The organism is Lelliottia sp. 489 (assembly GCF_050435885.1).
GTDB lineage: Bacteria > Pseudomonadota > Gammaproteobacteria > Enterobacterales > Enterobacteriaceae > Enterobacter > Enterobacter nimipressuralis.
In genome coordinates, this window is record NZ_JBNDLC010000004.1 from 270,171 (window position 1) to 285,274 (window position 15,104).

The following is a 15,104-nucleotide window of genomic DNA, read 5'->3' on the forward strand; positions in this document are numbered from 1 at the left end:
TTGCATGATATCGCCACCCTCCTTTTTCTCGGTGCCCGGTATGCTCGATTCACAGGCCAACAGCCGCATTCGCTTCCGGATGCTGCGCTATTTCCAGACCCTCGCCGATGAGCTGCATTTTGGGCGCGCTGCCGCCAGGCTGAATATCTCCCAGCCACCGCTGAGCATGCAAATCAAAGAGCTGGAAGAGCTGCTTGGCGTGGAGTTGTTTGAGCGAACCAGCCGAAAAGTGGTGCTGACTCACGCCGGAAAAGTGCTGAAAGCGGAAGTCGACCGTCTGCTCAGCGCCACCGAACAGTCCCTTAACTATGTGCGCCAGATTGGCCGCAGTGAAAAGCAGCACATCAATATCGGGGTGATTGGCAGCGCGATGTGGGGACCGTTGCTGACGCGCATGAAGGCATTCCGCGAGGCCAATCCGGACGTCAACTGGACGCTGCACGAGCTGGGCCAGCAGGAACAGACCGAGGCCCTGCGCGCGCGCACCGTGGATATCGCCATCAACCGCAACGTGATCCCTCACGTCGAAGCCAAAATTCGCTGCCAGATGATTGCCCGTGAGGCGGTGTGCGTGGCGGTACATGAGAGCGATCCGCTGTGCCGCCGCACCAGAATATCCCTGAAAGATCTGGTTGATCGGGCGTTTATCTCCCTCTCTTTCACCCACAGCGACTTTGCCCGTCAGGTGTATGACAGCTGCCTCGCGCTGGGCGTCTCACCGCTAGTAACGCATCAGGTCTTTGAACCGCAGACCGCGCTGGCGCTGGTCAGCACCGGGAATGGCGTATCGCTGTTACCCGAATCCTGCGCGCTGATCCACTGGCCGGGCGTGGTATTCCTGAAACTTACCGAGACTATCCCCGCCGATCTCTACGCGCTGTGGTACGACGAGCCGCTGCCGGATCTGTTCAGCCGTTTTCTGGCAGCCCTGCGCGACTGATCACACTTTTTTGCACTCCTCCCACGTTCCGCTCTATCCTTAACCCTATGGAAAAATTAGCTGAACTCAAACGCGCCAAGCTGTTGGCGCTGTCGCTGCTGCTGGTTGCCGCCGCGATTTTCATTGCCACGCTGTTTCTGCCGCAGACGATCTGGGTACGCGGCGCGAAGGCGATTGCCGAGGCGGCGATGGTCGGCGCGCTGGCGGACTGGTTCGCCGTGGTGGCCCTGTTCCGTCGGGTGCCGATCCCGTTTATCTCGCGCCATACGGCGATTATCCCGCGCAACAAAGATCGGATCGCCGATAATCTCGGCCTGTTCGTGCAGGAAAAATTTCTTGATACTCAGTCTTTAGTTGCGCTGATCCGTCGCTACGAACCCGCACAGATGATCGGCAACTGGTTCAGCCAACCGGATAACGCTCAGCGTGTCGGGCAGCATCTGATTCAGGTAATGGGCGGTTTCCTGGAACTGACGGACGACGGGCGCATTCAGCGCTTACTGAAACGCGCCGTACACAAGGCCATCGATAAGGTCGATTTTACGCAAACCAGCGCAGCGATGCTGGAGAGCATGACCAAAAACAACCGTCATCAGGTGCTGCTGGACGCGGTGATCAACCGGCTGATCACCCTGATTCAGCGCGACAGTACGCGGGACTTTATCGCCGCGCAGATCGTTCACTGGCTCAAAACCGAACATCCGCGCAAAGCGATGATGCTGCCGACCGAGTGGCTCGGCGATCAAAGCGCCGAGCTGGTCTCCGATGCGGTGAACGCGATCCTCGACGATATCAGCCACGACCGCACGCACCAGATCCGTCAGGCGTTTGATCGTGCCACGCTGAAGCTTATCGACAACCTGAAAACCGATCCGGAGATGGCGACTAAAGCGGAGAACATCAAACACTACCTGAAGAATGACGAAGCGTTTAACCGCTATCTCGGCGAGATGTGGGCCGACCTGCGCGCATGGCTGAAAGCCGATATGCAGAGCGACGACTCCCGCGTGAAGCAACGCATCGCCAACGCCGGGCAGTGGTTCGGCGAAACGCTGGTGGCCGACGCCAGCCTGCGCGCCTCGCTGAACGAACATCTGGAGCAGGCGGCGCATCGCGTGGCACCGGATTTCGCGGCCTTCCTGACGCGCCATATCAGCGATACGGTGAAGGGCTGGGATGCAAAAGACATGTCACGACAGATCGAGCTGAATATCGGCAAAGACCTGCAGTTTATCCGCGTTAACGGCACGCTGGTCGGCGGAACTATCGGGTTGATTCTGTTTCTGCTGTCGCAAATTCCGGTGCTGCTCCCCCACTAAAAAAAGGGGGCTGAGTGCCCCATTTTGTTATGAGTTTACCGGCTGCGGCGCAGGCGAATCTCTCCCCGCCTCGCGCGCGCGAATCACTTCTGCCTCAAAGAATTCCCGGACCACGGTGACCGACAGGCCGATCACGATTTGCAGGTTCCTGCCATTACGAATCGTCCCTAACGCCCCCGCAGCTTTCAACGCGTTGTCATCCATCACGCACGAGGGATCGTGGATCACCAGCCGCAGGCGGGTCTGGCAGTTGCTGATGGTTTCAACGTTTTCCGCGCCGCCGACGCACTGCAGGATCGCAATCGCCTTCTCGCGATCGGGTTGTTTGCCCGCCGCCTTTTTATCGCGGTAATCCTGTTTCGAATAGAGACGCACCTCGCCTTCATCCTCGTTACGCCCCGGCGTCAGGATGTTGTATTTGAGGATCACGTAGCGGAAGACCATAAAGTTGATCGCCGCAAAACCAAAGCCGATGGCCAGATGGATCCAAATCAGGTGCGCGTGGTTTTGCGCGTAGAAGATCCAGTTGAACAGGATCATGTCGTTCATCCCGCCGCCCATAAAGCCCACCACTCCGGCCATGTACAGCGCCATGCACAGCACCGCACCGATCAGCGCGTTGAGCAGATAAAGCACCGGCGAAATAAACAGATAGGTGAATTCGATCGGTTCGGTAATGCCCACGCTCATCGCGGTGATGATCGCCGGGATCACCAGGGCCGCCACTTTTTTCTTCTGGCTTTTATTCGCCGTGGCGTAAATCGCCAGCCCCGCACCCAACGAGCAAAAGACGCTGATATTGCCGTAAAGGGAGTAGCCCGCCGCTGGGAACTGCTCACGCAGCGGCACGGCAGAGGCCGCGTAGGTCGAGACGTTCTCGATCCAGTGGGTGTAGAGACCGCCATCCACCACCGCCGGGCCGAAGAAGAACGGGAAATAGACGAAACGGTGTAGCCCCGTCGGCACCAGAATTCGCTCCACAAACGCAAACAGCCCCATTCCCAGCACGTCGGCTTCGATGTAGAACGTTTGCATGGCGTTGATGCCCAACTGCACTTTTGGCCACACCAGACAGGTGAGCCACGCCAGTGGGATCATCAGGAAGAAGGCGATAATAAACACCAGCGCCATCCCCTGGAAAATCGAAAAGTAGTCGTGGAGTTTTTTCTCGAAAAAGCGGTTGTGGATCCAGGTGACGATCCCGCCGACGATCAGGGAAAAGACGATACTGGTGTCCAGCGTTTTGATGCCGCCCACCAGCGCCAGCCCGCTCTGCCCGCCCACTTCCTGGCTGAAGTTGACGCCGAAATCAGCGCCCCAGAAGGTGAGCATCCCATTGGTAAAATAGTTAAACGCCATGTAGGAGAAAAAGGCCACCAGCGCCGCGCGCGCCTGGGCGGATTTCGCCAGGCCAATCGGCAGGGCCATACAGAACAGCAGCGGGAAGTTGCGGAAAATCGTCCAGCCGCCAGACTTCAGAATCGTCATTACCTTGTAAAAAGTCGCGTCCGGATGGGCCAGATCGCCCATGATATCGGGCATGGTGAGGATGTTGGTGACGGCCAGCAGCAATCCTGTGAACGGCAGGAAAGCTATCGGCACCGCCATCGCGCCGCCAAACGTCTGGAAGGCGCCCATGATGTTGAGTTTTTTCATTTATTATTATCTCCAGCAATCCGCTCTCGCGGGTCAGGTCACAGAGGTTTTGCCAGGCCAGTCACCCTGCTCCCTCTCCAGCAGGAGCAGCATCGTTAACGCCTGAGCGTAGGGAACGGGGGCCATCGCGATATCGCAGTAATACTGGATATCCCAGCCCAACATGGTGCCGCGTGAGGCTTCGAGGACGATGCCGCCCTCGTCAATGCGCGCCATTACGGCGTCAAACGCCCGCAGCGCGTAAACGCTGACGGAATCATCCAGAATGCCCATTCGAACCCCGCGCAGCATGCCGTAGGCAATCCCCGCCGTGGCGGAGGATTCCTGAGGTGAGAGCGGATCGTCGAGCACCGTGTGCCACATGCCGTTGTCAGCCTGGAGCGTGCACAGGGATCGCACCTGGCGCGCCACCACCTGTGACAGATAGCGACGCACGCCGGTGTCTAAATGCCCGCCCATCAGTTCGATAAATTCGGGGATTGCCACGGTGATCCACGCGTTGCCGCGCGCCCAAAACGCCCCGGCAAAGTGGTGTTTATCGACAAACGTCCAGCCGTGATACCACAGCCCACTGGCCGGATCGCTGAGATAGCGGGTGTGCAGCAGAAACTGGTATCCCGCCTCGTCAATCAGGTCCCGACGCTTGAGCACAATCCCTGCCACGCCAAGGAAAAGGCAGGTCATAAACAGTGTGTCGTCCCAGAGCTGGCCGGTATTGGGCTGCTCTTTCACCACGTGCTGGAAGCCGCCCTCTTCGGTTTTGGGCAGATCACGCAGCAGGGCATCGGCCCAGTCGTTAACCGTTTTCAGCAGATCCTCACGCTGGTGCTGCCCCGCCACCAGCGCCAGCACGATCATCGGTGCGGTGGTGTTGATCTGTATCTCCGGTAACCCTTTGGCGATCTGCGTCTCATACCATGCGAGGATCGACTGCTGCAGCGCCGCGTCCTGCTGTTGCGCGGCGTAACGCCAGAATCCGTAAAGCCCGACGCCGATTTCCCACTCCCACTCCTCAAAGTGGATCGCAAAACCGTCGCCAACGCCCACGTCATTCAAATTCTTCAGACGGCAAAACCCGCGCACCACGCGGTCCAGCGTGCTCATCCGTTCATCCTTGTTCATGCGTTTACGTCCTTGAAAATAATGCGTGGGGCAGTGCTGTGCAGAGCGGGAAACGTCGCGGCGAGATCGTGATCTTTCTCGATCGTCATTGCGCCCATCCGGGCGCTGAACGTCGCAAAAGCCACGTCGTCGCCGTAGCCCGCTTCCACGTACCACGCCACGTCGCGTCCCGCCGCGCGACACTCGGTTCCGGCCGTAAGCCCGTGGTCGATGGTGTGCAGGGGAGCGGAGCAGATCACCGCCGCAAAAGCCTGACCGGCGCGAACGATACGAGCATGCGTCGAGGCGATGACACGATCAAAAGCCTGTACCTGCAGGTGAAGATGCGTCCACGGTAGAGCCTCTTCGTCAGCGATGTGCCAGCGCATCACAGCGCCGTTTTCCTGCTGCATGACATGCGGCATTACGCCGTTTCCCGCCCAGAATGAAGGCCGCTTTTCGCCGCCTGGCTCGGCTTCACCCGGATGATTAATCCAGATTTTGGCGTCAGGACGGGAAGCAAATTGCAGGTCGAGCAGATGCTGTTGATGGCCTGGCTCACCCGTGTGGTGATCGACGCAGGAGGACAAACTGACGCCCGGCGCTTTCCAGAGGCAAATATTCCCGCCGCCGCAGGTGTACCAGGCGGCCAGTTCGCCTTCGCAGAGCGTGGCGTACCCCTCTGACTCGGCAGGCGGCACGTAGTCGCTGGCGCAGAACAACGGCAGCGAGGCGCATTTGCGGTTATAGCTGCCGCCACCCCAGGCCACCGCGCCGTAAGCCGACAGCTCGGTGAGTCTCCCTGCCAGCAGCTCTTTTTCGTAGACGCGGCCCATGGTTCCGGCGGCGACGCCGTTCTGGTAATGCAGTGAGCTTAATAACATTAAGCGGTCAATGAGCTGCCCTGCGCGGGTGCGAATCGCCTGGCTCTCGGCCAGCTGATACAGTGCGAACAGGCCAATATAATCAACGGGATAATAGGGTGCGGAGTTCCACTCGACGAAACCATGCTCGTCGATGGCGTCGAACCACTGCATCAGACGCGCTTCGGCAATCGCCTGCTGTTCGCGCCCAAGGCGGCCCGAGGCGATAAACTGCTCGTCCGGGAAAAACTGCCCCGCCAGATACTGGGCGGTGTGGAAACAGAGCGCGTGGTTTTCGCTCCAGAACCACATCACGTCGCAGCCCTGTTCGTCGAGCCAGTAGCGATAGCCCAGCAGAGTCGATTTCACCCGTCGCCAGAGGGCTGGCGGGAAATGCTCCCCCTGGTGATAGCGCCAGATCCACAGCAATGGCACCAGCGAAAAATCAGAGCAGTCTTCGCGTGCGCTGATGCGCTTGAGAGTGCTGTTCAGCAGGATTTCACACTGAGGACCGTATTCGTGCAGGTGCATCATCGCCAGCAGGCGGCAGGTGCGATCCATGCCTTGCGCGGCGATATAGCGCAGCGCTTCCTGTTTGCGCCCTGCAAGGGTGGTGGCGCGGGCAAGCGCCGGCGCATCGGGCATGACGTTGATACCGAAGTGACGCGTGAGTGTCACTTCACCGCGCTGGAGCGTCAGACGTAGCTGATAGTGCGCCTCACCGATATCCGCCGGTAACGGCAGGGCGATCGCCGTTTCCCCGACGTTTAGCGCGCCAAAATCGAGGGTTCTCGGCGTAAAATTGTCGTTGCCCATGCCGCGCAGTTCCCCGCAAAGCACAACCCCCGCAGGGACTGGCACACTGCCGTGCAGCCGCACGCAGTGGTCAATGGCCGCCAGTTCCGGTCGCAGCCCGCCCGCAAACTCACTCAGACAATCGACCGCCTCCCCCGACATGCCGGGCAGTGCCACGCCCAGGGACACGTCATCCAGATAGACCATCTGCAGAGCAAAAAGGGTGTCGCGCTCAAACAGCTCGTCGAGATGGATCAGCAGGCTATTTTTGCCCGCACTCAGCGGCAGGCGTACCTCGACATGCTGCAGGGTATTGCGCGTAAACGGCGTATGGCAGAGGGTTTCTGCTCCCTCAATCCATATCCGCACGCCGCCGCAGGTGCCCACACGAAACGAAAATTCCCCGGTGTATGGCGCGAAAAGATCAACCGTTAGCCAGCGCTGAAGGTGGAAAGGCAAATGGCGAAAATCAGAAAATGAAACGCTGTCGTTCTCACCGCTAAAGGTCACTTCTCGGCACGGCAGCGCCTGGGCGGGATCGACCGCGCGCCGGGCGTGCGTCTGGCGAAAGACGCGGCGGCAGAACGCCTCCGCTTTCGGGCCGGAGCCGTTGCGAAAGTGATAGTCTATTTCCGGGTCGATGGCTTCGCCGGTATAGAATTCAGCAAAGCGCTCTTCCTTTGCCGCGGAAAAGAGAAAACGCGTCAGCGCTTCGCCCTGTTTAAGTTGCCAGTCACCCTGTGACATATGTTCCTCGCCTTCATACGACTTTTCGATTGCGGGCCAATCATCAGCGGGATTGCACTTTTCGGCGAGCAGCCAATAGTGGGGATTGGCCGGAACTGCCTGGCAACTCACAAAGCGAGCCACCACCGGGGAGACGACGTGACGACGATCACGCCTTACGTGAAATGAAAACAGAGAATGTGACGATGGGCGCACAGCCATTGCGCCGTGCACGTGTCTTGCGCGACGTTCGTCACATTTTTGGCCGGTTTTAGCCCTTCAGCGCCTTAAGCTCCTCGCCCAGGCTATCGGCCAATGCCCGTACGCGTGAGGCATCAAATAGCACGTGCAATCCGGGCGAGGCGTCCGCGTGTTTCGCGCATTAGTCTTCCATTTCTGAGGCGCTGCGATACAGCTCCTGAATGTTGATCTGGCAGATCTCGCGCATGCTCCAGCTGTTTTCCACCTCACGGGCAAAGCGCAGAGTGAAGAAGGCTTTCTGAGCGTGCAGGAACAGGTGGCAGTAAAGCGCAAAGCCTTGCCACTCCTCCAGCCAGCGGTTTTTCAGGGCATACGGGAACGCGGCGATCTCCGCGAAACGCAGCGCGCGTTCACGTAAGCTCACAGAGGCGTCGCGGGCGTCATCTTTCTCTTTGGCGATGCGCGTCAGGCAGGCGGCGGATGTTTCCACATCGCTGGCGTCAAAGGAGATATCGCGCTCGGAGCCTGGCAGCCAGTGGTTGCGATTGAGCTGTCCGTAGAGGCTCCACACCGCCTGACCGTAGCTTTCCGGCACTTGACTGTGGCGGTGAAACACGTGGTCGCGGACGTAAATCGCGCTATAGAGCACCTGTCCGGCCTGCTCCAGCAGGGAGGTGAACTGGTGAAATACCGGCGGTTCAGGGCGCCAGCCGTAGCTTTCGTCGAGCCAGTACGTCAGCAGCTGATCGCGCGACAAATGGGCGCTATCATTCGCCAGCATCCGGCTGCATGCCAGCAGATTACATTCGCTCAGGGTGCCCATGATCCAGTGGTTATCGACCCCTTCCCAGCTGGTTTTGCACACCGCGCCGCGGATCGCTGGATTGCTGCGACACCACAGCAGACGGCCCTGCAGCTCGTCGATGCGCGGAAACGGGAAAATCCCCCAGCCCACCTCTTCGCCCACCAGATCGATATCCGCCCACACTTCGCGCTCGCGGACTGCCAGCAGCGCCGGGTTATTCGGAAACGATGGCCAGAAGCGCTCAGGAGTCAGTTTGATGGAGACGCTAACGCTTTCGGGCAGCGGCGGATCGCCTCCAGCACGTTGCCGAGATCGTGATTGCTCGCCGGGAACACGCGCAGCACCAGATGCTTGTTCTCTTTCTGCATCGTCCGCGAAAGCGCGCTGAAACAGCGGCTATAGAGGGAAAAACTGCGCTCGTCACGCTCGGGAAGCCGGGCGTTGTCTTGCCCCTGTAGCTCCCAGTTCGGGCGCGAAATGGGCAGCAGGCCGTCAGTATTGGAAATCGCCACCAGCAGGCCGCTCAGTGCCGGAATGCGCTGGCAAATCAGCGACACTTTCTCGCTCAGATACGCGCACCAGAAATCGACGTCAAAGCGCACGCCGTGGCCCGGCTCGAACAGATGCGGATGCGCCAGCAGCAGGTCGGTCGGGAAGTTGAACTCTTTTGCCTGCAGATAAAAACGCAGCCCTTTTTGCTGGCACAGTTTACCGAGTCGATTGAGATGGACGCAGCGGGCGCGCTGCTGGCTGGAGAGGCGATCGTTGTACTGAAGCGGGGTGTAGCCCTTGGGCGAAACCAGCATGTCGAACAGATCCACCTGCCCGACAATCACGGTATTGAAATCATGCGCGACGGCGTAATCCACCAGCTCGCAGGCCTTATCCCAGTTCCAGTAAGCCTGATTATTTAGCTCCAGCGCCCTTGTCTGCCACATCTCCCTGCTCCTTTTGTCGCCCAATTGACCGGCCGACAGTCATAGCACAGAACGCAGAAAATAGGTGTGTCACGGTTCTCGAATGACGTAGCGGGTCGGCTCAAAAAGGTTCAGGAACAGATGCACCAGGAACACCAGCGTCAATGTGGAGACCAGCGCCACCGTCACCGAGACGATGCGGTAGAGATCGCTGAACACCAGATCGCCGTCAGGATGCATGTTCTGACCAAACATAATGCCGATGGTGGTGATGCTGGCGAACCCGACGCCCGCGCCGACTTTTTCCATGACGTGCAGACGTGCGCCAAACGCCAACCCGAGGCCAATCAGCGGCATCATCAGCAACATATGGCTGCTGTGATCGTAAAGCACCAGCTGCATTACCAGAATGTACAGACAGCCGAGGATCACCCCGACCACGCGCCACAGGGAGCTTATCACCGCGCCGCGATAGTTCATCGGAAAGAGGATCAGCACCCCCGCCATCAGCGCCGACAGGGAATCGCTGAGATCGCTTATCTGAAAGACGACAAAAATCAGCGTCGCCACGGTACCGGAGAGCAGGGATTCATGGCGCACGCGGGCAGCATTTTTCTCAATCAGCGGCGGCGGCTTGCGCGGTTCGACGTCCGGCAGCAGGTAGTTCATCAGCGCGCTTAAACAGACCGCCATGATGCTGGCCTCGACGTTTGAGAACAGCAGCGTGTGCCAGTTCGTGGTCGGATAACTCATAAAATTGAGCATCACGCTCTGACACACCACGCCCATCGAGCCAAACAGGAACAGTGGCCCCTTACTCATAAACCGAAAACGCATCACGTAAAGGGCAAACACCACCAGCGTCATGATCAGCGGCCATTGTGATAGATAGCCAATGATCAACACCATTTCGATGCAGTTCAGCGACGCGCTAAAGATAAACTGCTTCGCCACATGGCGGTTAAACACCGGCACCAGCGACAGCAGCATGATCGGGTAGACCACGTAAAAGACGCCGTAGCTGGTGTTGTAAAACGTCGAAATGCTCAGCGCGATCATCCCGGCAAAGACGATGCGCAGGGTCTGGCGAAAGTCGTTCGCCGTGTAGACGATGTTGCCGTGCGGGGTAAAGACCCGCGCGAGCGTATTAATAGACATAATGCAGCAGGCTCACGAGGTGAATTTGCAACCCGGAGAAGAAGCGGGCGAACGGCCCTTCGCTATTGTACAGCTGCACCGTGGCGCGGGCACCGGTTGGCAGGTGTTTCGGCAGCGTTTCGTCCAGCGCAATGTGAATGCGCATGCGCTGCGCGTCGCGCACCCAGCGGTTGGAGGTTTCAGGCTGAGATAATTCGCCGTTTACCGCCTCCTGTCCCGCCAAAATCCCGGCGTCACTGCTGGTGACGTGCGCGCGGAAAACGCGGCCCGGGAAGGCGTCAAACACCACCGCAGCGTCGGTGCCCTGATGGGTATGGCGCAGGCTTTTCTCGCGGAAATCGGCGACGATATCAGTCTGGTTATTCACCAGCGCCAGCGCGGCAGAGCCTGACGAGGCGTAAAAACCGGGGCTAAGCTGCACGTTGCTCACGGTGCCGTCGGCCAGCGCGTAGACCTTCGTCCAGCTCAGGTTTAGCTCCGCCTCTTCCAGTGCGTTGCGATATTTTTGCAGCGTTACGTTGCGCTTCTCATCCCGCTCACCGCGCTCGATGCGCAGGTTATGGATATTAGCTTCCAGATTCGCCACCGACTGTTCGCTGCTCTGCCAGGTGGTGCGCACTTTATCCAGATCCGATTGCGAGACGTTCTGCAGGGTGCTCAGGCGCTGATAGCGGTCAAAGGTGACTTTATCGTTGCGGGCGGTCAGCTGCGCCGTTTTCAGATTGGCCTGCGCGGCGACAATCTGCGCGTCCAGCTGCTGGTTCGAGAGCCGGGCCTGTTCCAGAGCGATCTGGGCGGCTTCGACCTTATTGCGAAACGGCGTCGGGTCGAGTTCGAACAGCACATCGCCCTTTTTAACCTGGCTGTTGTTGTGGACGTACACCGCCGCGACGTTGCCGGAGACGCGCGCGGATACCGGCGTCACCACACGCATCACGGTGGAGTCCGGCGTCAGCGGGATCCAGATATCCGCGACGATAAAATAGACAAACATCAGCAGGAAAGAGGCAATACTCACCCTAACCCAGCGGGCAAACTTTTGTTCAGGAGTCATTATTTTTAGATCTTGTTGTCTTCTTCGCGGATTGACCGCAAATTGCAGGCGATTTGATTTAATGTTGCGCAGAAAATCTCAAGATGTTCAGGCGCGATATTATATGACACGCGTTGCTGAAAATTTTCGACCACCTGGGTGAGCGTTTTCAGGACCGCGTGACCTTCCGGCGTGAGGGTGAGCAAGCGGATGCGCTTGTCATAAGGTGATACCGTGCGCAGCAGATAACCCTGCTTTTCCAGCTGAGTCAGGGTGCGCATCAGCGGCGGCAGTTCGATACCCTGCACTTCCGCCAGTTCGCTGACCGAGACGTTATCGCCAAGCGATTTGAGCTGCATCATCACCGTCCAGCTCGACTGGGTGAGTCCCGTATCGAGAATGGCATCATCAATAACCGCGCGCCATTGACGCACAATCATCGCCATCCGCATGCCCATCGGCCTGCGGCAAAACAGATCATCTTCGCTCACGGGAACCCCCTCTCATCACCGTAAGCAAGATAATAGTTATCAGGGTAACTATCAAGAAACGAGAGGGGAAAGAGCAGGAATTGCGAATTTATTGGCCGGTGGGCACGGCGCCCACCAGGCGGGGTTTTATTCAATAATCGTTTTAGGCTCCATAAACGCGCTGATCCCCCACGCGCCCATCTCGCGGCCTACGCCCGAGTGTTTGAATCCGCCGAAAGGTGCTTTCGGTTCGTGGGCGAGCGTATTAACCAGTACCCGGCCAGCCTCAATTTGTTGTGCAACGCCACGCGCACGTTCGCCGCCCAGCACCAGCGCGCTCAGGCCATAATCCGTATCGTTGGCAATGGCGATAGCTTCGGCCTCATCGCGATAGGCGATAATCGACAGCACCGGGCCAAAAATCTCCTCGCGGGCGATGGTCATCTGGTTATCGACATCCGTAAACAGCGTCGGACGGACAAACCAGCCGTTTTGTGTGCCCTCCGGACGCCCTTCGCCCCCTGCCAGCAAACGCGCCCCCTCTTCTGTGCCTTTGCGGATGTAACCCTGCACGCGCTGCCACTGTTTTTCGCTGACCATCGGTCCCACTTCCGTCGCCGGGTCACGCGGATCGCCCGATTTTACTGCCGCCATCGCCTGCGCCAGCGCCGCTTCGCATTCCGCTTTGCGCGAGCGTGGCACAAGAATACGCGTTCCGGCCACGCACGCCTGGCCGCTGTTCATCAGGCCAGCCTGGATTGCCAGCGGAACCACCTGGCTTAAATCGGCGTCTTCCAGCACAATCGTCGGCGATTTACCGCCTAACTCCAGCGTTACGCGCTTAAAGCTCTCAGCGGCGTTGCGCAGAATGGCTTTGCCAGTAGCGGTTGAACCGGTAAAGGATATTTTTGCCACATCCGGATGACGGCTGATAGTCTCCCCCACCGTCTCGCCGCGCCCGGTGACGATGTTAAACACCCCTGGTGGTAATCCGGCTTCGCTCAGGGCTTCGGTGATAATCTGCGTCTGCCATGCGCTCATTTCGCTCGGTTTGATCACTGCCGTACAGCCCGCCGCCAGCGATGCCGCCAGTTTGCCGCAGATAAACCCTGCATCGCTGTTCCACGGCGTGATAAGCCCCGCCACGCCAAGCGGCACCATCTGTACCGTGGCGGCCCCGACCTGTGTCGTGAATTCAAACGCCGTCAGCGCGTCGATGGCCTGGGCTATCACCTCTGCCGGATAACTCGCCATCCACGCCGATCGCGACGCTGGGGCACCGTACTCTTCGATAATCGCCTCCAGTAAATCGTCATGACGCGCCGCGACCGCCGCATGCATCCGTTTGAGGGCAGCAATGCGCGCCTCGCGTGTGGTCCTCGCCCATGCCGAAAACGCAGCCTTGGCCGCGCTGATGGCGCGTTCCGCGTCGAGTTCATCCGCAAGCCGCACCTGCCCGAACACCTGCGCGGTCGCCGGGTTGTAGAGATCAAAACGCTCTGTGCCGTGCGGTGTGACAAATTCACCGTTGATAAAAATCCGATCGATATGATGCATAACACCTCCTGAGGCTGGAAGAGCCCAGTCTGGCACGCCTTTTACGTTTCGATAATCCACGCTATCCTGCAAAGGTTATTGCGATTTTCAGGACAATCTATGCACCGTTCAGGACTGACAGAGCTGGAAGTGGTGATGGCCGTGGTGCGGCGCGGCAGTTTTCGCGGCGCAGCGCAGGAACTTAACATGTCGGCGACAGCAGTGAGCAATGCCATCGTCGGGCTGGAAAGCCGCCTGCAGACGCGGCTGTTTAACCGCACCACCCGCAGCGTTGCGCTGACGGACGCCGGGCAGCGCTATGTGGCGCGTATCGGCCCGGCATTGCAGGCGATCCGCCAGGCCAGCGAAGAGATCCACAGCGAGACGGACGAACCTGCCGGAACGCTGCGCCTGAACGTGCCGAACAATATTGGCACCCTTTTTCTGGACGATCTGCTGATCGACTACATGATCCGCTACCCCAAAATGCGCGTGGAGACCGTCAGTGAAGCGCGCCTGATCGACATTGTCGCCGAGGGGTTTGACGCCGGGATCCGCCTGGAAGAGTCTGTCCCACAGGACATGATCGCCATCCCGCTCACCGCCGATATCCGCCAGTTGGTCACTGCCACACCGGACTATTTTGCCCGCCACGGTATTCCGCAAACGCCGGATGATTTGCGCCACCATCAGGGGATTGGAATGCGCATGTCGCACGGCGGGATTTATCGCTGGGAGCTGGAACGGCGCGGCGAGCGCTATGCCCTGGCCGTCCCGCCGCGTTTTGCGACGTCGGATCTGTTTGCCTCGATACGGGCGGTGAAAGCGGGGCTGGGAGTCGGTTTTTTACCGGAACTTTATATCCAGCAAGAGCTGGCATCGGGGGAACTGGTGAGCGTGTTAAATGACTGGACGCAGCCCTTTGCCGGGCTGCGCCTCTACTATCCCGGCCACCGGCACGTCCCGCCGGGGTTGCGGGCGCTGGTGGCGCTGGTTCGCGAACGCGGGATTATTCCAGGTTAGCTTTGTTCAGGCCGTAAGCCGCATCCATTGCACCCGGCTCCATGCGCGAGGTAATGCCCAGACGGTTCCAGGCGTTGATCGCCACAATGGCGAAGTTAAGCTCTGAAATCTCGGTGTCGGAGAAGTGCTCAGCCACGCTGCAGTACAGTTCGTCGCTGATGCCGTGGACGCTGATTTGGGTCAGCGCTTCGGCAAAAGCCAGCGCCGCTTTTTCACGTGCGCTGAACAGCGGCGACTCGCGCCAGGCCGCCAGATGATACAGGCGCAGCTCGCGCTCACCGGCAATTTTCGCCTCTTTCGAGTGCATATCCAGACAGAACGTGCAGCCGTTCAGCTGGGAGACGCGGATATCGATCAAGTGCTTCAGGGCCGGGTCGATGGTGGTTTTGCCAATCGCCATGCTCAGGTCGGACAGGGCTTTGGCAAGTGCAGGTGTGGCTTTATGGTGGTTAACGCGAGTGCTCATTGTCTTTCCTCTTTTTGTGCGGCATATCAAATGCGATGGGGCAAATCTACGCCGATCATGACATAGTAAAAAGACACAAAAACCAGGAAACGAGG

Annotated in this window: 11 protein-coding genes and 1 pseudogene; 3 read left to right on the plus strand and 9 right to left on the minus strand. The window is 58.9% G+C overall.

Features of this window, described 5'->3' with window-relative positions; all coding sequences use genetic code 11:
- Positions 1-4 precede the first annotated feature (4 nt).
- Positions 5-940, plus strand: a complete 936-nt coding sequence (locus ABIE11_RS14945; protein WP_429184781.1) for a LysR family transcriptional regulator — start codon at positions 5-7, stop codon at positions 938-940.
- Positions 941-987: 47 nt separating this feature from the next.
- Positions 988-2,259 carry a DUF445 domain-containing protein gene (locus ABIE11_RS14950; protein ID WP_107702320.1) on the plus strand — a complete coding sequence of 424 codons (1,272 nt, stop codon included), beginning with the start codon at positions 988-990 and terminating at the stop codon, positions 2,257-2,259.
- A gap of 27 nt (positions 2,260-2,286) precedes the next feature.
- Here the strand turns inward: ABIE11_RS14950 and ABIE11_RS14955 are convergent, their stop codons facing one another.
- The 8 genes and pseudogenes from ABIE11_RS14955 to ABIE11_RS14990 form a co-directional block, all read right to left on the minus strand.
- On the minus strand, positions 2,287-3,915 hold the full coding sequence (locus ABIE11_RS14955) for an alpha-glucoside-specific PTS transporter subunit IIBC (protein ID WP_429184782.1): 1,629 nt from the start codon (positions 3,913-3,915) through the stop codon (positions 2,287-2,289).
- 33 nt (positions 3,916-3,948) lie between these two features.
- Positions 3,949-5,037 (minus strand): glycoside hydrolase family 88/105 protein, encoded by a 1,089-nt coding sequence (locus ABIE11_RS14960; protein WP_429184783.1) that lies wholly within the window; start codon positions 5,035-5,037, stop codon positions 3,949-3,951.
- Positions 5,034-7,421: a hypothetical protein gene (locus ABIE11_RS14965; RefSeq protein WP_429184784.1), complete on the minus strand. Its 2,388-nt coding sequence runs from the start codon at positions 7,419-7,421 to the stop codon at positions 5,034-5,036. The genes ABIE11_RS14960 and ABIE11_RS14965 overlap by 4 nt, the downstream gene beginning before the upstream one ends.
- Before the next feature lie 250 nt (positions 7,422-7,671).
- Positions 7,672-9,344, minus strand: a pseudogene (locus ABIE11_RS14970) (hypothetical protein).
- 69 nt (positions 9,345-9,413) lie between these two features.
- A complete protein-coding gene (locus ABIE11_RS14975; RefSeq protein ID WP_312069867.1) occupies positions 9,414-10,481 on the minus strand; it encodes a DUF2955 domain-containing protein in 1,068 nt (355 codons plus the stop codon).
- The gene (locus tag ABIE11_RS14980) at positions 10,471-11,538 is read right to left on the minus strand and encodes an HlyD family secretion protein (RefSeq protein WP_123429545.1); all 1,068 of its coding nucleotides are present in this window, start codon (positions 11,536-11,538) and stop codon (positions 10,471-10,473) included. Before ABIE11_RS14980 ends, ABIE11_RS14975 begins: the two co-directional genes overlap by 11 nt.
- A gap of 2 nt (positions 11,539-11,540) precedes the next feature.
- On the minus strand, positions 11,541-12,005 hold the full coding sequence (locus ABIE11_RS14985; protein ID WP_100777776.1) for a MarR family winged helix-turn-helix transcriptional regulator: 465 nt from the start codon (positions 12,003-12,005) through the stop codon (positions 11,541-11,543).
- A 126-nt stretch (positions 12,006-12,131) separates the two neighbouring features.
- Entirely contained in the window at positions 12,132-13,541 is a 1,410-nt protein-coding gene (locus tag ABIE11_RS14990) for an aldehyde dehydrogenase family protein (protein WP_429184785.1), read from the minus strand.
- 99 nt (positions 13,542-13,640) lie between these two features.
- Between ABIE11_RS14990 and ABIE11_RS14995 the strand changes: the two genes are divergently transcribed.
- Positions 13,641-14,543, plus strand: a complete 903-nt coding sequence (locus ABIE11_RS14995) for a LysR family transcriptional regulator (protein ID WP_429184786.1) — start codon at positions 13,641-13,643, stop codon at positions 14,541-14,543.
- Here ABIE11_RS14995 and ABIE11_RS15000 read toward each other — a convergent pair.
- The gene (locus ABIE11_RS15000) at positions 14,530-15,009 is read right to left on the minus strand and encodes a carboxymuconolactone decarboxylase family protein (RefSeq protein ID WP_429184787.1); all 480 of its coding nucleotides are present in this window, start codon (positions 15,007-15,009) and stop codon (positions 14,530-14,532) included. The two genes, ABIE11_RS14995 and ABIE11_RS15000, sit on opposite strands and share 14 nt — an antisense overlap.
- Positions 15,010-15,104 lie beyond the last annotated feature (95 nt).

Excerpts from the sequence above, each read along its gene's own strand:
- ABIE11_RS14945 (WP_429184781.1), top strand. The coding sequence starts at position 5 with ATGATATCGCCACCCTCCTTTTTCTCGGTGCCCGGTATGCTCGATTCA.
- ABIE11_RS14950 (WP_107702320.1), top strand. The coding sequence starts at position 988 with ATGGAAAAATTAGCTGAACTCAAACGCGCCAAGCTGTTGGCGCTGTCG.
- ABIE11_RS14955 (WP_429184782.1), bottom strand. The coding sequence starts at position 3,915 with ATGAAAAAACTCAACATCATGGGCGCCTTCCAGACGTTTGGCGGCGCG.
- ABIE11_RS14960 (WP_429184783.1), bottom strand. The coding sequence starts at position 5,037 with ATGAACAAGGATGAACGGATGAGCACGCTGGACCGCGTGGTGCGCGGG.
- ABIE11_RS14965 (WP_429184784.1), bottom strand. The coding sequence starts at position 7,421 with ATGTCACAGGGTGACTGGCAACTTAAACAGGGCGAAGCGCTGACGCGT.
- ABIE11_RS14975 (WP_312069867.1), bottom strand. The coding sequence starts at position 10,481 with ATGTCTATTAATACGCTCGCGCGGGTCTTTACCCCGCACGGCAACATC.
- ABIE11_RS14990 (WP_429184785.1), bottom strand. The coding sequence starts at position 13,541 with ATGCATCATATCGATCGGATTTTTATCAACGGTGAATTTGTCACACCG.
- ABIE11_RS14995 (WP_429184786.1), top strand. The coding sequence starts at position 13,641 with ATGCACCGTTCAGGACTGACAGAGCTGGAAGTGGTGATGGCCGTGGTG.
- ABIE11_RS15000 (WP_429184787.1), bottom strand. The coding sequence starts at position 15,009 with ATGAGCACTCGCGTTAACCACCATAAAGCCACACCTGCACTTGCCAAA.